This is a genomic window from Rhodococcus sp. NPDC057529, assembly GCF_042802055.1.
Lineage (GTDB): Bacteria > Actinomycetota > Actinomycetes > Mycobacteriales > Mycobacteriaceae > Rhodococcus_F.
Window position 1 is genome coordinate 330,831 of sequence record NZ_JBHVEY010000003.1, and the last position, 25,521, is coordinate 356,351.

Genomic DNA, 25,521 nt, shown 5'->3' on the forward strand with positions numbered 1-25,521 from the left:
GCGCGAACCCGCACGGGCCCCCACGGAACCCAGAACACACCGAGGGTGACAAACCCTCCCGTCGGGGGGGAGGCGGGTTTCCGCCGCGGGAATTACCCACCTACTTGAGCGTCTGTCCGGCGTCGACCTTGAGCTCGAGGCCGGTCACGTAGCGCGCCTCGTCCGACGCGAGGAACGCGACCGCGTTGGCGATGTCCTCGGGCTCCACCCAGGGCACGTCCATGACGGGGATGGTGGCGAACCGGTCGGCCACGCTGTCGGGAGTGCGTTCCGCTTCGGGGATGTCGGGCGCGAACAACGCGTACGTCGGCGCGTTGTGGATCAGCTTCGTGTTGACCGACGTCGGCGCGACGCAGTTGACTCGGATGCCGAACGGGGCCAACTCCAGCGCCTGCGATTTCATCAGCCCGACGACGCCGTGCTTGGCTGCGACGTACGGCGACAAGTTCTGCATCCCCTTGATCGCCATGGTCGAACTGGTGAAGATCAGCGACCCGCCGGTTCCCTGGCGCTTGAGAATCGGGATCGCGGCCTTGGCGGTGTGCCACACGCCCTTGAGGACGACGTCCTGCGTGACCTGCCATTCGAGGTCGGAGACCTCCTCGCTGAGCCCGTACGACCAGATCCCCGCATTGGCGACGACGATGTCCAGCCGGCCCAGCTGCCGCACACCTTCGTCGAGCGCATGCTTCAGGGCGTCGTAGTCACGCACGTCGACCTGGGCGGTGACGACGTTGCGGCCCAGCGCCTTCACGCCCCGCTCGGTCTCTTCGAGGTCCGCCGGTGTCGACGGCGGAGCCACGTTGGTCTCGACGGGTGCGGCGACGTCGACGGCGATGATGTCGGCTCCGTCCCGTGCCAGGCGAAGCGCTTCCGCCCGCCCCTGACCGCGCGCCGCCCCCGTGACGAATGCGACCTTTCCTTCGAGTCTCGGCATCTGCCTGTCCCTTCTCGTGTCCTGAATGGGTTGTCGGTTGTTCAGTGCTGCGGCGGTGTCCCGAGGACCAGGCCGTAGGCGCGGCGGCTCAGATCGCCGGACATGTCGACCGTGATGGATTTATCCTGGGTGAACTCCGTGAGTGCGTCCGGGCCGAGCTCTCGACCGATCCCGCTCTGCTTGTGGCCGCCGAACGGGAGATGCTGAGACATGTTGTGCCAGTCGTTGATCCACACGGAGCCGGCTTCGAGTCGGTCTGCGACGTCCAGTGCGCGCTGGTTGTCCCGGCTCCAGACGCCGGCGGCCAGGCCGTATTCGGTGTCGTTCGCGATCTTGACGGCCTCGTCCACCGAGTCGTAGGCGATGATCGACAGCACCGGTCCGAAGATCTCTTCGCGCGCGATGCGCATGTCGTTGGTGACGCCGGTGAACACCGTCGGTTGAACCCAGAAGCCGCGGTCGAACTCGGGACCCGCAGGTGTTCCGCCGCCGTGGACGAGCCGGGCTCCTTCGGTCTTGCCGCTCTCGATGTAGCCGAGGATGCGTTCGCGCTGCGCCGCATTCATCACGGCGCCGACGTCGGTCGACGGATCCAGGGGGTCACCGATTTTCAGCGTTTCCAACCGCGCGACGAGACGGTCGACGAACTGGTCGTGAATCGAGGTCGGAAGGAGCAGTCGGGTGCCGGACTCGCAGGCCTGACCGGCGTGCAGGACGAACCCGTAGATGGTGCCGTCGACGGCGAGGTCGATGTCGGCGTCGTCGAGGACGATGTTCGGTCCTTTGCCGCCCAATTCCAACAGCACGCGCTTGATCGTCTCGGACGCGTTGGCCATCACCCGGCGGCCGGTGGCGGTCGAACCGGTGAAGGACACGAGCCGCACATCGGGGTGCTTGACGAGGTGCTCACCGACCGTCGGACCGTCGCCGATCACGACGTTGAGCACACCGTCGGGGAGGCCCGCGTCGCGCAGTATCGCCGCCAGTTCGAGGGCGAAACTCGGAGTCTTCTCGTCCACTTTCAGGACGACGCTGTTGCCGGCCGCCAACGCGGGGATCGACTTCCACACGGCGATGCTCGCCGGGAAGTTCCACGGACAGATTCCGGCGCACACTCCGACCGGTTCCTTCTTGACGAGCCCGCTGTGCAGTACCTGGCCGGTAATCGGTGCCGGCCGTACCCATTCGAACGTGCGGGTCAGCTCGGCGTAGTACTGCAGGTGCATCTGCGGAAATCCCACGGCGATCGCGAGCGCCGATCGGATCGGCATTCCGGTCTCGCGGGAGCTGATCGTCGCGATCTCCTCCATCCGGGCGGCGAGAGCGGTTGCGGCCCTGTCCAGTACGGCGGCCCGCTCGACGGGCGGTGTCCGGCGCCAGGAACCCTCCTCGTACGCGCGTCGCGCGGCAGCGACCGCGGTATCGACGTGATCCGTCGTCGCCTTCGCCGCGGTCGCCGTGATGTCCTCGGTGGCCGGGTTCACGATCTCGTAGCACTCCGCAGTGTCGACCCACCCGCCGTCGATGAACATCCGATAGTGCGGAATCCCGTTCTTCGTCACCGTGGGGCCTTCGTCTCGCATGCGCACACTCCGTTCTCGACTCCCGATCTGGTGGGTCCGAGATTCGCCCGGAGGCGACACGGGCGGAAGTGGCTTTCTCGGCCACCGAGAAGCAAAGAGTGAGGCCGGTCTCAATTCGCGGCCGCTGAGATCCATTTCATAAAAATGGATAATGTGTGATACACAATCACCGCGCGGCTGTTCCGGACGAACGACCTCGCCGGACAGCCGGTCTCGCACGCGATGTGCAAGCTTGCAGCAAGTGCGGATCCGCACACGAGCAGATTGGAACCCCGACATGTCACCAACGGCACCATCGACGGTGGCTGAATCGCCACAGCGCGAGCGCAGCCGATCCGAATCTCGTGGTAGGGCATGGGGGTTGACCGGACTCCTGGTGACCCTGTACGTCCTCAGCTCGGCCGACAAGGCCGTCTTCGGCCTGATCACGGTGCCGCTCCGCGAGGAGTTGCACCTGTCCGCCACCCAGATCGGCATGACCGGCAGCATCTTCTTCCTCGCCTACTCGCTCGGCGGGTTCCTCGCCGGTCCGCTGAACCGGATGCTGACGCTGAAGTGGGCGATCGCGCTCATCGCGGTCCTGTGGAGCGTGGTGCTGCTGCCGTTGATCGTGTGGGCGACGTTCGTCGCGCTCCTGATCAGCCGCACGCTGCTGGGTATGGCGGAGGGCCCGGCTTCGGCCCTGCAGCACACGGCCGCTTACTCGTGGCACGCACCGGCCAAGCGCGGGCTGCCGGGCGCAATGATCACCTCGGGCACGACCATCGCAAAGATCGTCGTCGTCCCCACTTTGGCGTTCATCATGCACGCCTACGGATGGCGGGCCACCGTCCTGGTGCTCGCCGCGGCATCTGCGCTGTGGGTCGTTCCGTGGCTGCTCACGTGGCGTCCCGGCCCGTACCTCGGTGTGGGCAAGCCCGGGGCGGAACAGGGCACCGCCGAACCCGCGGTGCCGTGGCGCCGCATCGTGTACTCGCGTACGTTCCTCGGTGGACTCCTCGCGGTGATCCCCGCGTACATGCTGATCAGCGTTGTCCTGCAGTGGCTTCCCTCGTACTTCGAGAAGGGTCTCGGGTATTCGCAGCTCCAGTCCGGCTGGATGTTCGCGTTCCCGAGCTTCGTCGGTTTCGCGGCGTTGATCGGCGGCTCGTACCTCAGTGACCGTGCGGTGGCACGCGGCAAATCGGTGCGCGCGGTCCGGGTCGTCGCGCCGGCGATCGGCATCATGATCGCCGGAGGCCTGTTGCTCGCGCTGCCGACGATTCCGTCACGCATGCTGACCGTCACCGCGATTTCCCTGGCCTACGGCCTGACCATCTCGGTGTTCCCGCTCTTCACGGCCACGATGTCGGAGATCTGCCCGCCCCGGCAGTTGGCCGGGACCCTAGGAGCATTCCTCGCGATGCAATCGATCGGCGGCGTCGTCGGGCCGTTGGCCACCGGCATCATCCTCGACGCGGCCGCCACGCCGGTCGCGGGCTACCAGACGGCGTTTCAGCTGATCGGCGCCGTCAGCGCGGTTCTGGCGCTGCTCGCCGTGGTGATTGCGGATCCGGCGAAGGACCGGAGCCGGAACCGGCAGACCGTCAGCGCGAGTTGATCCGACACTGGCCGAGCCGAGTCCGCCCGAGCCCCTGGTGATCCCAGGAGCTCGGGCGGATTTGATCGGGCCGGTGTTATCAGTTCTCGCCGGCGCGAGCCGCGAGGTTCTCCCGGAAGAACGGGGTCGCCTCCGCCACGGCGTGGTCGACGTACTTCGGCACGTCGTAGAAGTCCATGTGGGCGCCGCCCTCGACGACCACCAGCTTCTTGGGGCTGCGAACCCGGCTGTGCAGTTCAGTGGACATCCACAGCGAACCGGCTTCACTGCCCGCCACGATCAGCAGCGGTGCCGTGAACAGGTCCTCGACCAGGTGGAACGCGTCGAACGTGAAGATCCGCGAGATGCTCTTGGTGAACAGCTGCTTGTTCTTCGCGTTCGGGTGCTGCGCACGCGGGGTGAGGTAGTAGTCGTGCGCCTCGACCAGGTCGCGCGGAGTGCTGTCGTCCGGCTGTTCCGGAACGTACGGGATGTACGCCGGGTCGGCGCCCTGGGCCTCGGCGGTCCGCTGCTGCGCGACGGCCTGCAGTGTGGGCACCGCGGCCGCGTCGGAGTCGGTTCCGTACCAACCGCGTCGGAACGAGGTGCCGATGTTGACGGCGCTGACGGTGGTGACGGCCTTGATCCGGTAGTCGGTCAGGGCCGCGTTCACGGCGTATCCGCCGCCGGCGCAGACACCGAGAACACCGATCCGCTCGGCGTCCACGTAGTCCAGGCTCTGCAGGAAGTCGACGGCCGCGCGCACGTCGTCGACTCGCGCTGCCGGGTCCTCGAGGTGGTGGGGTTCGCCGCCGCTCTCACCCTGGAAGGACGCGTCGTAGGCCAGTGCCACGAAGCCTTCCTCTGCCAGCTTCGCGGCGTAGAGACCCGCGGTCTGCTCCTTCACACCGCCGCCAGGGTGCACGGTGACGACCGCCGCGTAGCTGCTCTGCGGATCGAAGTTGTCGGGCAGAAACAGGTTGCCGGCCATGGCGATCGGGCCGTTGGGGAAGGTGATGCTGTCCATTGCTGTATCTCTTTCTGATGGGGTTGTGCTGTTTGGTCAGAGGTTGGTGTCGTAGAACGGGATCAGGGCGTCGAGGGCGATCTTGACGGGCTCGGGCTGGTCGTAGAGGTCGTAGTGGGAGAAGCCTTCGGCGACTACGAGCTGCTTCTTCTCGGAGCGGGCGCGGCGGTAGATCTCGAGGCCGTCGCGGTAGGAGCCGAAGGCGCCGGGCTTGTCGCCGACGACGACGCACAGCGGCTGGGTGAGGAGTACTTCGGCGTGGGTGAAGGCGTCCCAGCCGTATCCCGCTGCTCGTCGTGAGACCAGGCTGCGGGTGGCGCCGTTGGGCTTCTCCCCGCGGGACGTCTTGTAGTACTCGGTGGCCTCGACCACGTCGAGTCCCATCCCGGCCGCCGCGTCCACGGTGGGCGGCAGCAGATTCTCGACGTTCGGTTCGGTGCCGCGGGCCTCGGCGGTGCGCTGCGCCGCGATCGCGTCCAGTGTGGCGATCGGGTCGTAGGCACTGAAGGCCTCGTGCAGCAGGTGGCCGAAGTTGACGCCGACGACGCTGCCGACGACCTTGATGCGACGGTCGGTCTTCGCGGCGCTGATGGAGTATCCGCCGCCGCCGCAGATGCCGAGCACACCGATCCGGTCGGCGTCGACGTAGGGGACGGTGACGAGGTGGTCGACGACGTAGCTGAAGTCCTGGACCCGCTGCGCGGGGTCTTCGATGAAGCGGGGTTCGCCGCCGCTGGCGCCCTGGTAGCTGGCGTCGAATGCGATGACGACGTAGCCGGCGTCGGCGAGGGCGGTGCCGTACACGTTGCCGGACGTCTGCTCCTTGCAGCTGCCGATCGGGTGTGCGCTGATGATGGCCGGGTATTTCTTCGATTCGTCGAATCCGGGCGGGAAGTAGATGTCCGCCGCGATGTCCCAGTACGGGGTCTTGACGCTGACGGTCTCGATCCTCTCCGTGGCCATGAATTGATTTCCCTTCGTCGTCCGCCGGAGCCCGGCGGTATGAATCTCACTGCGTCGTGGACGCTGAATGTCACTGCGTCGTGGACGCTGAATGTCACTGCGTCGTGGACGCTCGATGTCACTGCGTCGTGGGCGATGTCCTCGACCCGCACTCATCACTCTGCTGCGATCCGCGGGGCCCTACCAGAGGCCGGTTATCGGGGGTACCGGCAGCCACTCCCTCGGGCCGTCGGAGGTCCCTAGGCTGCAGGTATGGAGATCGCCAAGGAAATCAAGGACTTCCTGACGACCCGTCGCGCGCGCATCACGCCCGACCAGGTGGGCCTGCCCGCCGGCGGCCGGCGTCGGGTCGCCGGGCTACGTCGCGAGGAGGTCGCAATGCTTGCCGGAGTGAGCGCGGAGTACTACGTACAGATCGAACGTGGCGGCGTGTCGGGTGTGTCCGACGAGGTGCTGGACGCCATCGCGACCGCGCTGCGACTCGACGACGAGGAGACGAAGCATCTGTTCACCCTCGCCCGCGCCGCGGCCACGAAGCCCCGCAGGCGTAAGCCCGCCCGGGCGCGCGTCGAGATGCCGGAGCCGGTCCAGGCGCTCGTCGATGCGATGATCACCGCCCCGGCCGTCGTGCAGAACGGTCACCTCGACATCGTCGGCGCCAATGCGCTCGGTCGCGCGCTGTACGCCGACGTGTACGACCGCGTGGACGGCGCACCCAACCTGGCCCGGTTCATCTTCCTCGACCGCCGCGCCGACGAGACGTTCCCCGACTGGAACAACGCGGCCGACGACGCCGTCGCGATGCTGCGGGTGGAGGCGGCGCGGTCGCCGTATTCGACGGCGGTCACCGGTCTCGTCGGCGAGCTCGCCACCCGCAGCGACGAGTTCCGCACTCGCTGGGCGGCACACGACATCAAGGCGCACCGGCGCGGAACGAAACGGTTCCATCATCCCGTCGTCGGCGACCTCACGCTGCGCTTCGAGGCGCTCGAGGTGGCCAGCGCGGCCGGTCTCACCCTGTACGGATTCACCGCGGAGCCGGGTTCCTCCTCCGAGGAGGCCCTCCGCCTGCTGTCCAGCTGGATCGCCACCGACAGCGTGGCGCATCAGCATTCCTGAAATTCCCTGAAGCGGGCTACGGCGAGTTCAGGATTCGCTCGACGACGCGTCCCTGGTGAGGGTCACGGCCACCGCGAGGAGGATGAGGACCAGCGCGAGGACGACGGCGTAGGACGGCAGCCAGTACGCCGCGACGGAGGCCGATGCGAGCACGGCGGCGCCGACGGCGCGCGGAACCCAGCCGGTGTGGGTGGTGAGCCGGAAGTAGATCGCGTGCGAGAGCAGGTAGATCGCCGGACCCGCGAGCATCAGGACGCCGCCGACCCCTGCCCGGTCGTCGCCGGCGTGGGCGAGCACCAACTCGCTGCCCGCGGCGAACATGACGAGTCCGGTGACGACGCCGTAGATCACGTTGATCCCGATGTGCACGGATCGGATGGGGTTCTCGGTGGCGGCGATATGACTTTCCACGAGCTGTTCGGCGCGCCCGAAGTAGACGGCCCACAGGCAGACGAGCGCGACGAAGCACCCCGCCGCCAGCGCCAGCGTCAGTGCGTCGGAATGGTGGGCGGCGATCACCCGTCCCAGGGTGAGGACCGTCTCGCCCAGCAGGATGATGAGGAACAGTCGCATCCGCTCGAGCATGTGCTCGGCGTCGAACGGAAGTTGCTGCGTCTGCGTGCGTCCGCCCGGCAGCGGGTGTGCGCTCCAGGTGCCGACGAGGTCGACGAGCGCGGCCACCGCCCACAGCCAGAGTCGCCATTCCGGGTCGAGTGCGGCGCCGGCCACCCAGAACGGCGCCGAGACCGCGAACCAGATCAGCACGTGCAGGAAGTGTGTGCGGAGTCTGGGTGTCGGGGCGGTGGCCGCCGCGTAGACGGCGGGGCCGATCAGTGCCAGCAGCATGGGAACGATGAAGAGCCAGGGACTTTCGTCGAAGGCGTGCCCGATGCCGGCGTTCATGAACAGGCCGAGGCCCATCACCGTGATCGTCACGGCCCGGGTGGCGGTGCGTTCGATGTCGAGGAGGGTGACCTCGAACGTGGTGAACGCCCAGACCCCGCACACCGCAACGAGGGCCACGAGGGTTTCGGCGGCACCGTGCCAGGTCAGGTGGTCGACGAGGTGGTGCGTGAGCTGACCGATCGCCAGCACGAACACCAGGTCGAAGAACAGTTCGAGCGGCGAGACCTCACGGTGGGTGCTGCGGGCTTGCCTGACCATCATGGATTCCTCCTCGGCGCCCAGAATCCTATCCGGCGGCGTCGAGGCGGACGGTCGTTTCGGCGGCGGTATCGGCGACCATCGGTTCCAGCGCGGCGGGCTGGCTGCGGTACTTGGCCTTGTACGCCGCCTCGACCGCGGCGTTCGTCGCGGGGTCGTTGGCCAGGTGCAGGGTCACGTCGGTCTCGATGCCGTCGGCGCTGATGCGCGCGACGTTGTTCCGCATCGCGTTGCGGTACCAGCCGCCATCCGGGCCGAACGCGGACCGGATGTAGAGGTCGTCGGCGACGCGCACGACCCAGATCGGTATCCAGCGGCGCAGGGAGCCGTCGTTTCGGTAGCTGCTGATGTGCAGTTCCTCGGTGTCGCCGATGGTGTCGAGTTGGTCGCTGTGCCATGCCATGTCGTCATCTCCTGGTATCGGTGTGCGGAGGTCCGCGGCGATCTCCCTGGTCGGAGCGTAGAGCGGTTCCGGTGCGGGAGGGAGACGCTGCTGGCCCCCCTGTAGGCAGGGTTTCGCCCCTTGACATCCGCCGAATGGTGGATAATGTATTATATTGTTACTCGCGACACATGGAGGCACGCCCATGCAGCACAAGCCGCTCGACGGGATCCGCATCCTGGAGATCGGGGGGTACATCGCCCTTCCGTTCGCCACATCGATCCTGTGCGCGCTCGGCGCAGAGGTCGTGAAGGTGGAGAAGCCGGTCGTCGGGGAGGACTTCCGCCGCCACCAGAACGACGGCAGCCCCTACTTCCGCCAGTACAACACCGGAAAGCGGAGCCTGTCGATCGACCTGAAGCGTCCCGAAGGCGTTGCGCTGGTCAAGGCTCTCGTGCCGCACTTCGACGTCGTCCTCGAGAACCTGCGACCGGGCAAGTTGGCAGCGCTGGGACTCGGACCCGACGAGTGCCGCGCGCTGCGACCCGACCTCGTCTACGGGTCGGTGACCGGGTTCGGCTCGGGCGGCCCGCTGGCGAGCCGCCCCGCCTACGACACGATCGGGCATGCATTCGGCGGTCTCTATTCCCTGTTCGGCGACTACGCCCGGCCACAGCTGGCCGGCGGGCTGAGCGCGGACCTGATCACCGGTCTGAGTACGGCCACGGGTGTCCTCGCGGCGCTGGTCGGACGGCTGCGTACCGGCTCGCCGCAACACGTGGAGACGTCGATCATGGAGGCTGTCAGCGTTCTGGCGACCGATGGGATCACGCAGTCCTTCGAGCTGGGATACGACCCGAGCAGGCAGAGCAGGCATCCGCAGGCGCAGAACTTCTGCGTCAAGACTGCCACCGGGGAGTACCTGGCCGTCCACCTGTCGTCCTCGCAGAAATTCTGGCGCTCGCTGTGCACGGCGATGAACCGGATGGATCTCACCGAGGATCCCCGCTTCGCCGAGTACCGCCCCCGGGAGTCGAACTACCACGAGTTGGCCAAGATCGTCGAAGCCGAGTTCGAGCAGCAGTCGCTGCAGCACTGGGAGGACGCCCTCTCCGCCGCGGACGTGCCGTTCGCCCCGGTGCTGTCGATGACCGGATTCGTCGAGCACGAGCAGGTGGAATGGCTCGAACTGGTCGAACCACAGCAGGACGGGCTGGCGCTGATCCGGCCGCCGTGGCGGTTCGCGGGCGAACGCCCCGATCGAGCGGGCACCGCGCCGCGGGTCGGCGCCGACAGCCGCGACGTCGCCGCGGAGGTGTACTCCGCCGAGCAGATCGACGACCTGGTGCAGGCGGACGTTCTGTTCGTCGAGCCCTGAGCCTGATCGTGCCCGGGGCACACATATTCCGTATTCGAACGACGATGGGTGAGTAATCGATGTCTGCCGATGTATCGACCGAAGGGATCGTGGTGGGTCCCGTCGACGACGAGTCCGCCGTGCTGGAGAACCTGCTGGCGACACGGTGGAGTTGCCGCGCGTTCGAGCCGCGCGAGGTCCCGCGACCGCTCATCGAGCGCATGTTCACGCTCGCGCAGCGGTCCGCGTCGTGGTGCAACACGCAGCCCTGGCAGGTCGTCGTGACCAGCGGTGCGGGAACCGAGCGTTTCCGCGACGGTCTCGCGGAGTACGCGAAGCAGCACGGCGCCGCGTTCGAATTCGATCCGCCTGCGGAGTACCGCGGGGTCTACCGCGACCGGCGCCGGGCCAGCGGGTGGCAGCTGTATCAGGCCGTGGGAGTCGAACGCGGTGACCGCGCCGCGTCCGCACGCCAGTCGTTCGAGAACTTCCGCCTGTTCGGCGCTCCGCACGTCGCGATCATCACGACCGACGCCGAGCAGGGCGTGTACGGCGCGGTGGATTCCGGGCTGTACCTCGGCACCCTCCTGCTCGCGGCGCGGAGCCTGGGGATCGCCACGATCCCGCAGGCCGCCCTGGCGAGCCAGTCTCCGTTCATCCGTGAGCATTTCGGCATCGCGGACGACCGCAAGATTCTGGTGGGGATTTCCTTCGGCTACGCCGATCTCGACCACCCGGCGAACAGCTACCGGACCGCACGCGCGACGCTCGACGAGGTCGTCACCTGGCAGGACCGGTAACGACCTATTCGGTTGCCGTGGACGGTGTATCGGTGGCGGGACCGGCCGGAGCGCGGTCGGTCGCGGCCACGATCGTGAGCAGGCGCAGAGCCTGCTCGGACGGTGACTGCGGTTCCGCGGTGTACCCGACGAGGGACAATCCGCCCGCGCCGGTGATGTCGAAGACGTTGTAGGTCAGGGACAGGTCACCGACGTCCGGATGGCGGAACTGTTTGACGCCGTGCTGATGGGCCTTCACGTTGTGGGCGGCCCAGCGTGTGCGGAATTCCTCGCTCCGAGTTGCGAGTTCGCCGACGAGCCCGGTGACGACGGTCGAGTGGGGTGAGTGTGCGGCCTCCACCCGCAGCAGGGCCACGGCGTCGTCGGCCGCGGTGTTCCACTCCGGGAACACCTCGTCGGCGTGCGGGTCGAAGAAGATGAACCGGACGAGGTTCGGCACTCCCGTCGCCCGCGCGAAGACCGGCGCGTACAGCGTGCGGCCGAGCGGGTTGGCGGCGACGATGTCGAGGTGCCCGTTCAGCACGATCGCAGGCGAGTCGACCATGCCGTCGATCAGCGGCTGCACGCCGTCGGGGATTTTGCGGTCGTCCCGCCGCGGCGACCGCGCGGCGCTCGTCGTGGTGCCGGCGGCCCGCACCAGGTCGAACAGGTGCGCCGTTTCTTCCTCGGCGAGCCGCAGCGCGCGGGCGACGGAGTGCAGGACGTCGTCGGAGACTCCGGCGACGTTCCCGCGTTCGATCTGGGTGTAGTACTCGATGCTGACCCCGGCCAACTGCGCGACCTCTTCACGCCGCAGCCCCGGCACCCGACGTCGGCGCCCGGGCGGCAGGCCCACCTGCTCGGGGGTGATCTTCGCGCGCCGGGTCATCAAGAACTCTCTGACGTCCTTGGCGATGTCCATGGATCCACAGTAGGAACAAGACCGGGCGCCGGGAAGGGTCAGTCGCCCGGTGTCAGCGGCAGGAGCAGGGAGGCGACGACGTCGTCCACCTTGTCCAGGTACAGCACGTCGTGAATCATCGTGTCGACCACCCGCTCGGCCAGCGGATGCACCGAGTACGGCACGCACTTGCGGAACTTGTCGACGAAGTCCTGCTCACTGAACGGATTGTTCGGGTGCCCCTTGACGTAGACGTGTTCGGTGGTGATCGTGCGGCCGTCGCGCAGCGTGGTCGTGAGCCGTGCGCCCCAGTCCGACACGGACGGGTCCTCGGCAGCGGTGATCCTCGACATCAGCTCCCGGACGTCCTCACGTTGCCGTGCCTCGTCGGTGTAGGACTGCACGAAGACGCTCTTGTCGATCGCGGCGGTCGCGACGGCGTACGGCAGGCTGAACTGACATTCGGGGACCGTCCGCGGGTGCCACTTCACGTCGGTCGGCTCGCACACGGCGCGCCAGCCGGAGGTGGAGACGTCGATGTGCACGGTAGCGATGTCGTCGGGACCGAAGCCGTGCGTGCGCATCTGATCGAGGATGCCGTCGATGGAGGAGTGCGAGAAATAGCAGGCGCTGTACCCCTTGGTGGTGATGTTCGTCGTCTCCCAGCGCTCGCCCAGATCCCGGGTGAGCAGCTCGGGGTCCGTCTCCCAGCGGGCCGTGCGCAGGTAGCCGTTGGGTCCGGTCAGCACCTCCCGGCGGGGGCCGGTGATGCCCTTCTCCGCGAGGAGGCAGGCGGTGATCGCCGATTGGCAGACGAGGCCGTGGTGCACCCGGACCATCAGGGTGGCGGGTGCGTAGATCGCCATCGTGTGCGGCTGCGTCATCGTGCGGGCGATGCCCTGGGCGTTCTCGAGCAGTTCCTGGGAGAAGCCGAGGAGTTTGCCGACGGCCGCGACGGCTCCGAAGATGTAGTGGCCACCGCAATCGTGGGACTTCACGGCGGTGCTGATGACCTTGTAGGCCGAGCCCACGCGGATGAGCGTCTCCTGCCCGACGACCAGTGCCGTCAGGAATTCCTTCCCCGTGACGTCCGGCCGAAGCCCGGTGGCCGCCAGCAGACTGGCCACGATGTATTCGCTGATGTGCCCCGCTTCTTCGTGAAGATCGCCGCAGTCCATCGCGCGGGGCATCGGGCCGATCGCCAGTGCCGCCTCGGCCGCGGGAACGCGGCCACCGTAGAACGGCAGGACCGACTGCGGTGCGCCGCCCTTGTCCTTGACCAGATCCACGATCGCCGGAATCCCGTCCATACCGGAGCCGCCGATCATCACGGCCATGCAGTCCAGCAGGGTGTGCTTGGCATGCCGGACGACCTCGGCGGGGAGATCGTCGTAGTCGGTCTGCACCGCCATCCGGCACAGGGTGCTCATCGGATCTTCCGAGTTCTGGATCGCGAACTTCGTCATGTCGTCCCTCTTCTGCATCGAGATATCGCTGCCGGCAACGCAAATCGGCGTCCCGGTTCATGTCAGAAGGTCGCGCATGCCCCGGCTCGGGGATAGGGGGATTCTCGGCTACCGAGAAGACGAGTCCGGTCAGGGCACCTCGGTCGCGTGCCGGATCTGCTGCTTCAGCAGCGTCAACCGTGGCCCGTCGGCGGTGCGCGTCGCGCGGGAGATGCCGAGCGCGGTGGCGTGCAGCGCGGGCAGCAGGGTCGATGGCGCGTCGGCGCCGAACGCGGTGGTGACCGACAGTGCGCCGATCGCGGTGCCGTCGTCGGCGAGGATCGGCACGGCGATCGCCGTCGAGTCGGGGGAGATCCAGCGGCGGGCGACGACGTAACCGGTGCGCCGGGTCTCGTTCACGATCCGCAGCAGTTCGGCCCGGTCGACGACGGTGTGCTCCGTGAAGCGGGTGATCTTGCCGGTCGCCAGGATGTGCTCCCGCACCTCCGGCGGAGAGAACGCCACCAGCACGATCCCCGGCGACGACGCCAACGCGGGAAGCCGCACACCCGGCTGGGTCACGTTGGTGACACCCGGTTGCCGCGTCGACAGCGTTTCCACGTTGAGGACGTCGTTGCGGTCGAGTACCGACAGCAGGGTGGGGGCCTGCACCGCCGACCGCAGGTCCTCCATGTACGGCAGGGCGACCTCCCGGAGCGTGAGCGCACTCGACGACCGGGCCACCACCTCCCACAGGCGGGTGCCGATGCGCAGCCTGCGGTCGGGGTCGCGTTCGAGGAAGCCCACGTCGACGAGTTCGGCGACGATCCGATGCGCCGACGGCATCGGGATCGCGGTCCTGCGCGCGATCTCCGACGCCGTCAGGGGGCCGCCCGCCCCCTTGAACGACTCGAGCACCTCGACGACCCGCTCGATCATCGATTCACCGCGGGCGGGCATCGGTCCTCCTCGGCGTCGAGTGTGTCGTGAGGGCTAGTCGAGATTGATGTAGACGGCCTTCGGGTACAGATAGCCCTCCACGTGCTCCTTCGCTCCCTTCCAACCGTAACCGCTCATCTTGGTGCCGCCGAAACCGATGGCCGGGTCGAGGACGCCGTAGCAGTTCACCCAGATCGTTCCGGCCTTGATGTTCCGCGAGACCTGGTGCGCCGTGGACAGACTGCGGGTCCACACACCGCCAGCAAGCCCGAACGGTGTGTCGTTCGCCAGGCGCAGCGCGTCGTCCACGTCGTCGAACGGGATGACCGACGCGACCGGCCCGAAGATCTCCTCTTGGGCGATCGTCATGTCGTTCGACGCGCCGGAGAACACGGTCGGCTCGACGAAGAAGCCCGATGCCAAGTCGCCGCCGAGACGCGTGCCACCGCTCGCCAGGTGCGCACCTTCGCCGCCGCCGACGTCGATGTAGTGCATGACCCGCTCGAGTTGCCGCTCCGAAATCAGAGGGCCCAACTGGGTATTCGGGTCGAGACCGTCTCCCACCCGGATGGTCTTCGTGAACTCCTGCATGCGCTCGACGAACTCGTCGTGGATCGAACGCTGCACGAAGATCCGTGAGCCCGCGACGCAGACCTGCCCGCTGTTGGTGAACACACCCATCGCGGCGCCAGGCACGGCCTTGTCCAGATCGGCGTCGGCGAAGACGATGTCGGGCGACTTGCCGCCCAACTCCAGTTGCAGACGCTTGAGGTTGCCCGCCGACGCGCGGACGATGGCCTGCGCCGTGCCGATGGACCCGGTGAACGCGATCCGGTCGACGTCCCGGTGCTCGGCCAGGGCCTGGCCCGCGTCGGCGCCGTACCCGGTCACGACGTTGATCACGCCCTCGGGCACACCGGCTTCCATCATCAGGTCGGCCACCCGCAGCACCGACAGGGAGGCGTCCTCGGCAGGCTTGAGGACGGCGGTGCATCCGGTGGCGAGCGCCGGGCCGAAGATCCACCACAGGCCGATCAGTGGACCGTTCCACGGAATGATCCCGCCGACCACTCCGACGGGGGCGAGGGACTTGAGGGTGAGGAAGTCTCCGGGAAGCGAATTCGGGGGAGTCGCCACGGTCGCGGCATCGCATTGGGACGCGAAGAACTGCAGCACCTGCGAGGTCCACTCGGCGAGTCCGGTGGTCCGCTTCAGCGGCGCCCCCATGTCGAGCGTCTCGATCATCGCCAACTCGTCGAAATTGTCGAGGATGACGTCGTGGATCTTCAGGATCAGCTTGCGGCGCTGGTGCGGCGTCCACCGACTCCATTCGCCCTCGAAGGCGCGGCGAGCCGCCGCGACGGCGAGATCGACGTCCGTGGCGTCGCCGCCCGCGATGCGGCAGAGTACCTGCCCCGTCGCCGGATTGACGGTGTCGATCTGCCGGCCGGATGCGGCGTCGACCCACTTGCCGCCGATCAGATTCTTCTTCGATCCCTGGATGAAAGCGGGGACGGTGAGCGATGTTTCGTCTTGGATGAGCAATTCGTTCAACTCCTCCCGTCTCGGCGCCGGCCGAGACAGTCGTGGCCGGCCGGTTCGGCCGCGGGCTTGGTCGATGCGGTGACCTGTTCGGGTGTCAGAATTCGAAGACTCCCTTGCCGTCCGATTGCTTGTCGAACCACTGGTATGCCTCGACGGCCTGGTCCAGCGACCAACTGTGGGTGTAGAGGTCGTCGACGGGAAGCCCCTGCTCGACGATGAATTCGGCGCAGCGCCGCTGCTGGATCGTGGACATCGTCCAGGACGTCATGATCGTCCACTGCTTCTTGTACTGCTCCTCCGTCCGGAAGTGCACTTCGCCGGGGAGTCCGATGAAGCACGCACGTCCCCATTTGCCGAGGACGCTCAGCGCGTCGGCGCCCGCCACCCCCGACGTTTCGAGGATCATCTCCACGCCCTTACGGCCCGCGAGATCGGCGATCGTCGCGGACAGGTCGACCTCGGCCGAGTTCACGACCTCGCTCGCGCCGAACTTCCGTGCGCGTTCGAGTCGCGAATCGTTGACGTCCACCGCGATGACCCGGGCGCCGAGCGCCGAGGCGAGCATGGTCCCGGACAGCCCGACCGGGCCCTGCCCGAAGACGACGAGCGTCTTCCCACCGACGTCGCCGAGCCGCATGAGACCTCCCCACGCCGTTCCGGTGCCGCAGCCAATCGCGGCGCCCGCCTTGTAGCTGAGACCGTCGGGGAGCGGCAGCAGGGTCCGGGCCGGCACGACCGCGTACGGTGCGTGACCGCCGTGGGTGGTGATGCTCATGGTCTGAGCGTTCCCGCGGTCGCACATCTGTGGCCATCCGGAGCGACACTGCTCGCACACGTCGCACCCCCAGTAATGGTGGATCATGACGCGGTCGCCGACGGACGCCGTGTCGGGCGACACCCCTTCTCCGACAGCGTGTACGTCACCGCAGGGCTCGTGACCCTGTATGGTGTCGGCGCTCCCGCCGAAGGACACCGCGCCCCGGTAGAAATGTAGGTCGCTGCCGCACATTCCGGACGCCCGCATCCGGACAACTACTTCTCCCGGCCCCGGTAGCGGTGCCGGGAAGTCCTTGAGAACGACGCTGCCATCCCCCGGAAAAGTGATTCCCTGCATTATCGACCTTCTTCCTCGTTGCGGAGCGCCGCGGTGGCCTGCACGTCGATGCGCAGCCCTTCGGGATCGGACTTGGGGTCGCCGATCACGACGACGCCGTAGTCGCGGGCGGCGCCGGCGATGCTGACGTATTCGTTGCGCACGTCGGCGAGCACGCGTTCGGGGTCGCGGGCGAACGGGTCCCCCCAGCCGCCGCCGCCGTTGGTCAGGCACCGCAGGATCGACCCGGTCCCGGTCTGCCACACCTGCCTGCTGGCGAAATAGTGGTACTCGCCGTCGACCGGGTCCAGCGCCTTTGTCTCGGGGTCGAGCACGCCTGCGACGGGGATGCTGTCGGCGTAGACGTCGGGTGCGGTGCCCAGCATGCCCGGACCGTCCGCGCCGTCACGCGGCGGGAAGATCCAGATGGCGCCGTTGGGTCCGGGTTCGCCGCCGTTCGCGCCGACTCCGCTCGGGACCTTCGTGCGGAACGGCGACAGGTAGTGGCTGCCCTCGCTCAACCACAGTGTGTCCTTGAGGTTCGCGGCCCCACCGCGGAACGTGCCGGGACCGCCGGTGTCGATTGCGTGTTCCTTGCGCAGCATGACGACCGGCGAATCGTGCTCGATCGTCTCGGTGGCGGGGTCGAGGTTGTTGAGGAAGAACAGGACGGTGTAGCTGTCGCCGTCGCCTTCCTTCGTGGCCCCCCACGGCCCGTGCTCGCCGCCGCACTGGGTGGCGCTCGTCCACGGGGTTCCGTCGGCGGTCACGCCGGACGCATTGTGGGTGTTGGTGGAACCGTAGTCGCCCGCGACACCCTTCTCGCCGAGGGCCGGGTTGAGCGCGTCGAAGACGGCGGAGACGACGGCGCCCGACGCCTCCCAGAACATCATGATCCCGCCGTCGGGCGGCAGGGACGACACCAGCGTGCCCGGCGGGGTGGCGAGGTCGATGTTGCGCCAGGTGCCCGAGGTGAACGGCACCTCCGGGTCCAGAAGCATCGTCAATGCCACGCCGACAGCGGTTTTGGCGTCGAGCACCCCACAGTTGATGCACGTGCGAGCCTGCGGCGAGGTGCCGGACAGGTCGACTTCGATGTCCTGGCCGTGCTTGCGCAGCGTCACCTGCACCGTGTAGTCGACGCTGTCGTCGAGGCCGTCCGCATCGATCAGTGAAGATCCGGTGTACTCGCCGTCAGGAACGAGTGCGATGGCGTCGCGCATCCGCTCGGCGGACGTGTCGCAGGCGTACGTCAACGTCCCGAGATAGGCGTCCAGACCGTAGCGTTCGATGTTCTCGAGCACGAGTCGCTCGCCGAGCGCGAGTTGCTGGTAGATGCTCTTGAAGTCGGGCAGCAGCATCCCGCCCCACCGGGTGTTGTCGAAGATCAGGCTGAACGTCGAACGCACCGGTTCATCTTTGGACCACAACAGCATCGGCGGAATGACCAGACCGTTCTCGTACACGTTCGCCTTCGTGGCCGAGAATCCGCCGGGCACGGTGCCGCCCATGTCGAGTTGGTGGGCGCGCATGTTCACGAACGAGACGATCTTGCCGTCGACGAACACCGGGCGGATGAAGCACACGTCGTTGACGTGGGTTCCGCCGCGATACGGGTCGTTGCAGATGAGTACGTCACCGGGGGACAGGTTCTCGGGCCCGAACTCCTCGACGACGTTCCGTACGGCGTCGCCGAGCGTGCCGAGGAAGACCACGAGGCTGTTGCTGACCACGGCCATCGGATAGTTGTGATCGGGCGGACCGCTGATGGTGCACGCGAAGTCGTACCAGTCGCGGATGATCGGCGAGAAGGCCTCGCGCATGAAACCGGTGGACATGTGTTCCACCGTGTACCGCAGCCGGTTGAGGATCACGGCCGCGGTGAAGCGGTCGCAGCCGTAGGCGTCGGTGAACGTGGCGTCGGAGATGTCGCGCAGGCGAGTCGGTTCGGCGTCCGTAGAGGCGGGTGTCGCTTCGAGAGTGGTCATGGGGTTCACTTCCTCCGGATGATCAGTTCGCCGTAGCGGCCGACGGTGGCACGTTGCCCGGCTCCGATGTGCGTCGTGGAGAGTCCTTCGTCGACGATGGCGGGTCCTTCCAGAACATCACCGGCGCACAGGGTTCCGCGGTCGTAGACGTCGGCCTGCTGCGCGCCCTCGCCGTCGGCGTCGATGTCGCCGAGGTAGCGCAGTACCGTCGTCCGGACCGGCTGAAGGGGTTCGTCGCCGCGCTGCGGAGCCTCGGGGTAGTCGACTTTCGGGGTGTCGAGGACCGCCCGCACCCGGAACGTCACGCCCTCGACGGGCATCGCCTCGAAGCGGTTGCCGGAACGGTTCTCGTACGTGTCGTGGAACGACTGGACGATGGTGGTGATCGCGTCGGCGTCGATGGTGCCGTCGGGAACCGGCACGAACGGTGTCTCCCAGCTCTGTCCGGCGAGGTGAGCGTCCATGCTGCGGTGGAACGTCACACCGGTGGCCTCGTCGAGCCCTTCGCGCAGTTGCGATTCCATCTCGCCGAACAGCGCGTCGACAGTCGGCGCCGCGTCGGGGGTGAGGATCATGTACGCGCTGCGGTTGGCGGTGAACACCTGGTCCGCGGACAGCAAGCCCAGCGCCGAGAACAGGCCGGGATACGGTGGCACGATCACCTGCTTGCAGTGCACCGTGTCGAGCACCGCGGGCAGCAGCATCGGACCGGCGGCGCCGAACGCGACGAGGCTGTAGTCGCGGGGGTCCACACCGTTCTTGATCGCGACGTTGAACACGCCCTCCGCCATGTTGTTGACGGCCATTTCGTAGGCGTAGCGGACCTTCTGCGCCAGCGTGAACTCCGAATCGAGATTCTCGAAGGCCTGCCGGGACAGCACCGGATCGAGGTCCACCGCGCCGCCGGCGAACCGGCTGGGATCGATGATGCCGATCATCAGGCAGGTGTCGGTGGTGGTCGGCTGGGTGCCGCCGCGCCCGTAGCAGGCCGGTCCGGGAGAGGATCCCGCGCTGTCCGGGCCCACCTGGATCTCGCCCGCGGGGCCGATCGCGACGATGCTGCCGCCGCCGGCGCCGATGCTGGAGATGTCGTTCGCCAGGGCGTTGACGACGAGATCGTGCTCGAGTTCGAAGCTGGTGTTGACGAACGGTTCGCCCGCCGTGACGACGCTGATGTCGATGGAGGTGCCGCCGACGTCCGCGCAGAGCAGGTTGTTCTCGCCGATCAGCCCGCCGAAGTGGGCGCACCCGACGGTGCCGGCCGCAGGACCGGAGAAGACGATGCGGAACGGCAGTTCCATCGCGCGGCCGGACGGAACGAGGGTGGCGGCGCAGTCGGCGAAGTTGAGTTCCCCGCTGAAGCCGAGGTCCGCGAGGCCCTTCTCCAATTTGGCCGCGTAATCGGTGTAGATGATCTTCATCAGTGCGTCGATCACCGTCGTCGACGCCCGTGCATATTCCTTGGCGAGCGGCGAGACGTCGCTGGAGATCGAGCAGGGCACGTCGCCGAGGACCTCGCGGACCAACTCGCGCAACCGGATCTCGTGCGCCGGGTTCACGTACGCGTTGATCAGACAGATCGCGACACCGGTGACGCCGCAGCGCCGGAGCACGTCCAGTTCGGCGCGGGCCTGCGTTTCGTCCAGTTCGAAGAGCACGCCGCCGTCGGCGGTGATCCGCTCGTGGATGCCGCGCCGCAGGTACCGCTGGACCAGCGGCCGGGAGGCGTCACCGAAGCTGCGCCGCCACCGCGAGTCCAGGATGGCGTGCGCCGGGCGCCAGACCCGACCCATGTCGAGGATGTCGCGATGACCCTCGGTCGTGAGAAAACCGATCTTGGGCAACCGCCGGGTGATCACCGCGTTCAGGCCGTGCGTGCTCGCGTGGTTGAACACGGCGGCGTCCTCGACGCCGAGCGCCGCGGCACCCTCGAGGACCGGCCCGAACACCTCGGCGTAGTCGGTGGTGACCTTGGCGGTCTGGATCTGTCCGTCGCGCAGGGCGACTACGTCGGTGAATGTTCCGCCGACATCGACTGCAATCATCGTGGAATCCTTCGTCAGAGCAGGTCGGTGAGAAGTTGGATGGGCCCGAGCCGGGACCACGGTGAGCGGTCCAGCGACAGCAGGCACTGCTGGCACTTGACGACCTGGAACCAGCCGCCTTCGGACACCACGGGGTAGCGGCGGAGTTCCTCGGCGCCGCATCGCGGGCAGTGGCCGTCGACGGGGGTTCGTTCGAGAACCGGGGTGGGTGGGCTGTCGTGTTCTTCGGTCATGGTGGGCACAACTCCAGGTGCTCTCGGAGACGGGAGCGCAGGTGCGCTGGTCGTCACGACGCTATGGGGATGGGATCTACGTCACAATCCGTCTGGCGAAGGCCGGCATCCACTTTCCGAACGCCGCGAGCGGCGCACGTCCGCGGCTACCTGCGAATTTATCCCAATATGATGTATTATTTCCACCGGTACTACGACGGCGTGGGTGAAATCCGGCCACGCCGGGTCTCAGGAGGTGGCGGCGCGTGAGCGACCGACAGCTGAACTTCCGCACGGCGGATCTCGACGCCGCGCACGCCCAGGTCACCAAGGCGTTCGCGGGTCACGACGTGCACGTGCCGGACGATCGGGACGTGGATTTCCGGCTCGATCTCGCGCCGGCCCCGCGCCTGACGCTCGGCCGGATGTCGTACGGGGCGGCGGTGACCCTGCACGGGCCGCCTATGCGCCTCTGCTATCACGTGAATCTGCCCGTCACCGGTGCGAGCACGGTCGAGCAGGGCGGCGTCCGCCGAAGCTTCGTCGCCGGGGAGGCGGGTGTCGCCTTCGGTCCGCAGGCGCCCGTGCTGGTGCAGTGGAGTGCGGATTCGTGGCAGTACCACATCAAACTGCCGAAGGACCCGCTCGAGGCGCACGCGGCGAAACTGACGGGCCGCCCGATCGGGGAGGAGATCCGCTTCGATCTGACGTTCGATCTCCGGTCCAGCGCCGCGCAGGCGCTCGTCGCGACCGCCGGGTTCCTGTACGCGGAGCTCTCCCGACCGGACGGCATCTCCGCGATGCCCGCTGCCTGCCACGAACTCGAATCGGCGCTCATGACTCAACTGCTCATGACGGTGCCGAGTCAGCTCACTCCGGAGCTGCACGGAAAACCCGCCCACACCCGGCGGTCCAAGATCCGCGAGATCGTGGACTACGTCGACCGGCACGCGGAGGACGACATCACCACGGCCGATCTCGCGTCGATGGCCGGAGTGAGCGAACGCGCCCTGCAGGCGGGCTTCCGGGAGGTGGTCGGGATGTCGCCGACCGCCTATCTCCGCGGCGTTCGACTCGACCGGGTGCACCTCGATCTCGCGTGTGGCTCTTCGGGTTCCGTCACGGATATCGCCGCCCGCTGGGGTTTCTACCATCCCGGCCGGTTCGCTCAGCAGTACCGGGCCCGGTTCGGGTTCCTTCCCTCGGAGACCGTGTTGCGCTCACGACGCTGAGCCGGGTGCGCCACGTCGATTCGGGCGGCGGGGGTGCGGTGAGATCACTATATATAATGTTTCAACCTTGTGGCGGGAGGCGGCATGACCGTGGCGGAATCCGTTCGGCGGGAGGCCCTGGAGTTCCGGGGCGCCCACAGCGACAAGCTGATCGGCGACCGGTGGACGTCCCCGGGGCAGGATCGGGGAACCGTGCTGCTGCTGCACGGCGGCGGTCAGACGCGGCACTCCTGGGAGCGCACCGCGCGACGCCTGGCCGGCGCGGGATTGCACGCGATCACCGTGGATGCCCGCGGGCACGGCGACAGCGAATGGTCACAGGCCGGCTACACGCTGGATTTCTTCGTCGCCGACCTCCATGCGACAATCGCGCAGATCGGCACGGCTCCCGTCGTCGTCGGGGCATCCCTGGGCGGACGGACGGCGCTCGCGGCCGTGGGTGAACGGCCCGGGTCGGTGTCGGGTCTGGTGCTGGTGGACATCGCGCACCGCGTGGATCCGGACGGGCGGGAGCGGGTGAGGGACTTCATGGCCGGCGCTCCGAAGGGGTTCGCCTCACTCGAGGACGTCGCCGCCGCGGTCGACGCCTACCGCCCCGCGCCGCGACGACACCGGAATCTGGACGGGCTGAGGAAGAATCTCCGGCAGCGGGCGGACGGCCGCTGGTACTGGCACTGGGATCCGCGGTTTCTCGAGTTCACGACGGACGGTGCGAACTTCGACGTCGACCGGCTGTCACGGGCGGCCCGGAAGATCACCGTGCCCACCCTGCTGGTCCGCGGGAAGAAGTCGGACATGGTCACCGCCGAGGCGGCCGCCGAGATCCGCGACCTGGTGCCCACCGCGGAGGTGGTCGAGGTCGGTGCCGGTCACATGGTCGCCGGCGACGACAACGACGTCTTCACCGCTCACCTGCAGGACTTCCTCGTCGGCCGGGTGCGTCGGCAGGTCTGACCGGCACGATATGGCGGACGATCAGCCCGCGTTCGCCTCGGCGTGGGTATCCCACAGCCCGCGCTGCTCGAGTTCGTCGATCAGGTGATCCGCGCCGTCCAGGATGTGCGACTCCATGATCGTCTTCGCCCTCTTGCCGGCGTGCTTCTTCAACGCGTCGAGCAGGAGGGGGTGTTCCTCCTGGGTCGTGGTGATGTGGCCCTCGATGGTGGCGTAGAAGCGGTTCGGAAGATTCGTGACGACGGAACCGAGGAGGCGGGCGAGGCGCGGTGAGTCCGCGATCAGGTTGATCTTTCGGTGGAACGCGTGCCCGAGGGACGAAATGCGCTCGGTGTCGCCCTGTGCGATGGCGTCCTCGTGCTGCTTCAGGATTCCCTCGAGTTCGGCGATCTGCTGGGGCGTGATGTTCTTCGCGGCCCGTGCGGCCAGTTCGGCGGCCAGCTGAGCCTGGGCCCAGAACAGATCACGCACGTCCTGCTTCGTGAACGGGGCCACGACGAAGCCGCGCCGGGGGACCATCTCCACGAAGCCTTCGCTCCGCAGGGCGAGGAGCCCCTCGCGGACGGGTGTGGTGCTGACTCCGACAGCTTCGGCGATCCGCTCGATACGGAGGAAGTCGCCGGCACGCACCTCGCCGGAGATGATCATCTCGCGGACGTACGTGGCAACTTCCTCGGGCAGTTGCTGTCGTCTTGACCTGTCATTCAGGGGCATCGTCGGTCGCACCTTCCCGGATTCGAAAGACTCGACATAATGTACCATCCGCGCCCGCGTGGTCGGCCCCCGCGTGATCGGCCGCAGCCCGAGCCGCGCCCCGAAATGCCCGACCCCGGGCGTGGGAGCGCTCGTAACTCCGCCGCAAGGGCGCAGCTGTCGGGCCGGTCACATTTCCGGGTCGACATAATCCACGACACATCATATATTGTTCCGAGTGTGATCTGTGTCGCACCGACTGTCGGTGCTACGAGCGAGAGGGACCTGATGAGCACAACGAAGGATTGGGCGTCGCGCGTGGGGATGCGCCCGTATCAGATTGCATCCGTGGTCTTCTGCATGTTCCTGAACATGCTGGACGGATACGACGTCCTCGTGATGGGTTTCGCGATGCCGCACCTGCCGCAGGGCTTCGCGACCAATCCGGAGAAGGGCTACCTGATCAGTGCCGCCCTCGCGGGTATGGCGGTCGGCGCGATCGGCCTCGCCCGCTTCGCCGACGTCATCGGCAGGCGGCGCATCCTGCTGGTCGGCCTCGCGGCCAACACCCTGGGCCTGACCGCGTCGGCGCTGTCGAACGGTTTCGCGATGCTCCTGGTGACCCGCTTCGTCACCGGCATCGCGATCGGCACGATCAGCGTCGTCATCATCGTCCTCTGCCAGGAGGTCGTCCCGGCCAACCGGCGAAGTGTGGCGCTCGGCCTGGTCATGGTCGGCTATCCGCTCGGCACGACGCTCGCGGGCTTCGCGGGCGCCGGACTCGTGGCGCTGGCAGGCGGGGCGTGGCAGGGCATGTTTTGGATCGGTGCCGCGCTGGGGGTCCTGTCATTCGTGGTGACCGCCGCCTTCCTCCGCGAATCGGACGACTTCCTGGCACGCAAGGGAACGAAGACGGAAGCTGATCGGGCGGTCCCCGCGCCGCAGAGCGAGGTCCGTCTGCTCGGCCGGGAACTGCGATCGCGCACACTCCTCCTGACGTTCGGATACTCGATGCTCACCGCCGGGTACTACTTCGTCGGCACCTGGACGCCGCAGCTGATCAAGGACGCCAGCGGCGACGCGGGGAGCGGTGCGCTGGCCGGCATCATGATCAGCTTCGGTGCGGTGGTCGGTGGATGCCTGTTCGGTGCGTTCGGGTTGCGGTTCCCCGGCGCGCGGATCGCGGTGATCACCTCGGCCGTGTCCGCCGCGGCGATCGCCGGGTTCGCACTCACACTGCAGGGACCATTTGCACTGGCCATGGCCGGGCTTCTCGGCGCAGGCACGTTCGCGGCCATGTCCGGGTTCACCTCCACGTCGACGGTGGCGTACCCCGTGCTCGCGCGCGCCAAGGGCTACGGAGCGATGATGGGCGTCGCCCGCGGGGGTGCCATTCTGTCGCCGATCGTCGCGGGGTACGCGCTCAGTGTCATGACACCGCGCGCGATGTACCTCGCCGTCATCGTGCCTCTCGTGCTCGCGGCCGTCGCGGCGATGGCTCTCACCCGCATCACCCGTACCGTCGTGGCCGGCGAGACGAGGGTGGCGGCCCCGGCACTCGCCACTACCGAGTAGCCGGGACGG

General features: G+C 67.6%; 22 protein-coding genes. 7 read left to right on the forward strand and 15 right to left on the reverse strand.

Annotated features, from left to right (window positions below; genetic code table 11):
- Positions 1–100: 100 nt before the first annotated feature.
- Together ACFU5V_RS07485 and ACFU5V_RS07490 are read right to left on the reverse strand one after the other, a co-directional pair.
- Positions 101–937, reverse strand: coding sequence for a mycofactocin-coupled SDR family oxidoreductase (locus ACFU5V_RS07485; RefSeq protein WP_276138991.1), 837 nt, complete (start codon positions 935–937; stop codon positions 101–103).
- Positions 938–978: 41 nt separating this feature from the next.
- A complete protein-coding gene (locus ACFU5V_RS07490) occupies positions 979–2,520 on the reverse strand; it encodes an aldehyde dehydrogenase family protein (RefSeq protein ID WP_378698072.1) in 1,542 nt (513 codons plus the stop codon).
- A 277-nt stretch (positions 2,521–2,797) separates the two neighbouring features.
- Between ACFU5V_RS07490 and ACFU5V_RS07495 the strand changes: the two genes are divergently transcribed.
- A complete protein-coding gene (locus ACFU5V_RS07495) occupies positions 2,798–4,120 on the forward strand; it encodes an MFS transporter (protein ID WP_378439412.1) in 1,323 nt (440 codons plus the stop codon).
- 79 nt (positions 4,121–4,199) lie between these two features.
- Here the strand turns inward: ACFU5V_RS07495 and ACFU5V_RS07500 are convergent, their stop codons facing one another.
- The gene (locus tag ACFU5V_RS07500; protein WP_378698074.1) at positions 4,200–5,126 is read right to left on the reverse strand and encodes an alpha/beta hydrolase; all 927 of its coding nucleotides are present in this window, start codon (positions 5,124–5,126) and stop codon (positions 4,200–4,202) included.
- Between the two features lie 36 nt (positions 5,127–5,162).
- Positions 5,163–6,089: an alpha/beta hydrolase gene (locus ACFU5V_RS07505; protein WP_378698076.1), complete on the reverse strand. Its 927-nt coding sequence runs from the start codon at positions 6,087–6,089 to the stop codon at positions 5,163–5,165.
- A gap of 252 nt (positions 6,090–6,341) precedes the next feature.
- On the opposite strand from ACFU5V_RS07505, the gene ACFU5V_RS07510 reads away from it, so the two are divergent.
- Positions 6,342–7,208, forward strand: coding sequence for a helix-turn-helix domain-containing protein (locus tag ACFU5V_RS07510; protein ID WP_378698078.1), 867 nt, complete (start codon positions 6,342–6,344; stop codon positions 7,206–7,208).
- Between the two features lie 27 nt (positions 7,209–7,235).
- Here the strand turns inward: ACFU5V_RS07510 and ACFU5V_RS07515 are convergent, their stop codons facing one another.
- Together ACFU5V_RS07515 and ACFU5V_RS07520 are read right to left on the reverse strand one after the other, a co-directional pair.
- Positions 7,236–8,375 carry a low temperature requirement protein A gene (locus tag ACFU5V_RS07515; RefSeq protein WP_378698080.1) on the reverse strand — a complete coding sequence of 380 codons (1,140 nt, stop codon included), beginning with the start codon at positions 8,373–8,375 and terminating at the stop codon, positions 7,236–7,238.
- A gap of 25 nt (positions 8,376–8,400) precedes the next feature.
- Positions 8,401–8,775, reverse strand: coding sequence for a DUF2255 family protein (locus tag ACFU5V_RS07520; protein WP_378698082.1), 375 nt, complete (start codon positions 8,773–8,775; stop codon positions 8,401–8,403).
- 184 nt (positions 8,776–8,959) lie between these two features.
- On the opposite strand from ACFU5V_RS07520, the gene ACFU5V_RS07525 reads away from it, so the two are divergent.
- Both ACFU5V_RS07525 and ACFU5V_RS07530 read left to right on the forward strand, forming a co-directional pair.
- Positions 8,960–10,132, forward strand: coding sequence for a CaiB/BaiF CoA transferase family protein (locus tag ACFU5V_RS07525; protein WP_378698085.1), 1,173 nt, complete (start codon positions 8,960–8,962; stop codon positions 10,130–10,132).
- A 59-nt stretch (positions 10,133–10,191) separates the two neighbouring features.
- The gene (locus ACFU5V_RS07530) at positions 10,192–10,911 is read left to right on the forward strand and encodes a nitroreductase (protein ID WP_378698087.1); all 720 of its coding nucleotides are present in this window, start codon (positions 10,192–10,194) and stop codon (positions 10,909–10,911) included.
- A gap of 4 nt (positions 10,912–10,915) precedes the next feature.
- Here the strand turns inward: ACFU5V_RS07530 and ACFU5V_RS07535 are convergent, their stop codons facing one another.
- The 8 genes from ACFU5V_RS07535 to ACFU5V_RS07570 form a co-directional block, all read right to left on the reverse strand.
- The gene (locus ACFU5V_RS07535) at positions 10,916–11,812 is read right to left on the reverse strand and encodes a helix-turn-helix transcriptional regulator (RefSeq protein ID WP_378698090.1); all 897 of its coding nucleotides are present in this window, start codon (positions 11,810–11,812) and stop codon (positions 10,916–10,918) included.
- Positions 11,813–11,850: 38 nt separating this feature from the next.
- Entirely contained in the window at positions 11,851–13,257 is a 1,407-nt protein-coding gene (locus ACFU5V_RS07540; RefSeq protein ID WP_378698092.1) for an MmgE/PrpD family protein, read from the reverse strand.
- Between the two features lie 129 nt (positions 13,258–13,386).
- Complete coding sequence (locus ACFU5V_RS07545) at positions 13,387–14,196, reverse strand: IclR family transcriptional regulator (protein ID WP_378698094.1); 810 nt, start codon at positions 14,194–14,196, stop codon at positions 13,387–13,389.
- A 33-nt stretch (positions 14,197–14,229) separates the two neighbouring features.
- Entirely contained in the window at positions 14,230–15,729 is a 1,500-nt protein-coding gene (locus ACFU5V_RS07550) for an aldehyde dehydrogenase family protein (protein ID WP_378698096.1), read from the reverse strand.
- Between the two features lie 85 nt (positions 15,730–15,814).
- Positions 15,815–16,834 carry a zinc-binding dehydrogenase gene (locus tag ACFU5V_RS07555; RefSeq protein WP_378698098.1) on the reverse strand — a complete coding sequence of 340 codons (1,020 nt, stop codon included), beginning with the start codon at positions 16,832–16,834 and terminating at the stop codon, positions 15,815–15,817.
- Positions 16,834–18,801, reverse strand: a complete 1,968-nt coding sequence (locus ACFU5V_RS07560) for a hydantoinase B/oxoprolinase family protein (protein WP_378698100.1) — start codon at positions 18,799–18,801, stop codon at positions 16,834–16,836. The genes ACFU5V_RS07555 and ACFU5V_RS07560 overlap by 1 nt, the downstream gene beginning before the upstream one ends.
- A 5-nt stretch (positions 18,802–18,806) precedes the next feature.
- Positions 18,807–20,846, reverse strand: coding sequence for a hydantoinase/oxoprolinase family protein (locus tag ACFU5V_RS07565; protein WP_378698102.1), 2,040 nt, complete (start codon positions 20,844–20,846; stop codon positions 18,807–18,809).
- 14 nt (positions 20,847–20,860) lie between these two features.
- Positions 20,861–21,079 carry a hypothetical protein gene (locus ACFU5V_RS07570; RefSeq protein ID WP_160097466.1) on the reverse strand — a complete coding sequence of 73 codons (219 nt, stop codon included), beginning with the start codon at positions 21,077–21,079 and terminating at the stop codon, positions 20,861–20,863.
- A gap of 245 nt (positions 21,080–21,324) precedes the next feature.
- Between ACFU5V_RS07570 and ACFU5V_RS07575 the strand changes: the two genes are divergently transcribed.
- Both ACFU5V_RS07575 and ACFU5V_RS07580 read left to right on the forward strand, forming a co-directional pair.
- Positions 21,325–22,290 (forward strand): AraC family transcriptional regulator, encoded by a 966-nt coding sequence (locus ACFU5V_RS07575; RefSeq protein WP_378438206.1) that lies wholly within the window; start codon positions 21,325–21,327, stop codon positions 22,288–22,290.
- An 84-nt stretch (positions 22,291–22,374) separates the two neighbouring features.
- Entirely contained in the window at positions 22,375–23,244 is an 870-nt protein-coding gene (locus ACFU5V_RS07580) for an alpha/beta fold hydrolase (RefSeq protein ID WP_378698105.1), read from the forward strand.
- A gap of 21 nt (positions 23,245–23,265) precedes the next feature.
- On the opposite strand, the gene ACFU5V_RS07585 is transcribed toward ACFU5V_RS07580, so the two are convergent.
- The gene (locus ACFU5V_RS07585) at positions 23,266–23,958 is read right to left on the reverse strand and encodes a GntR family transcriptional regulator (RefSeq protein ID WP_378438202.1); all 693 of its coding nucleotides are present in this window, start codon (positions 23,956–23,958) and stop codon (positions 23,266–23,268) included.
- Between the two features lie 267 nt (positions 23,959–24,225).
- On the opposite strand from ACFU5V_RS07585, the gene ACFU5V_RS07590 reads away from it, so the two are divergent.
- Entirely contained in the window at positions 24,226–25,512 is a 1,287-nt protein-coding gene (locus ACFU5V_RS07590) for an MFS transporter (RefSeq protein ID WP_378438201.1), read from the forward strand.
- Positions 25,513–25,521 lie beyond the last annotated feature (9 nt).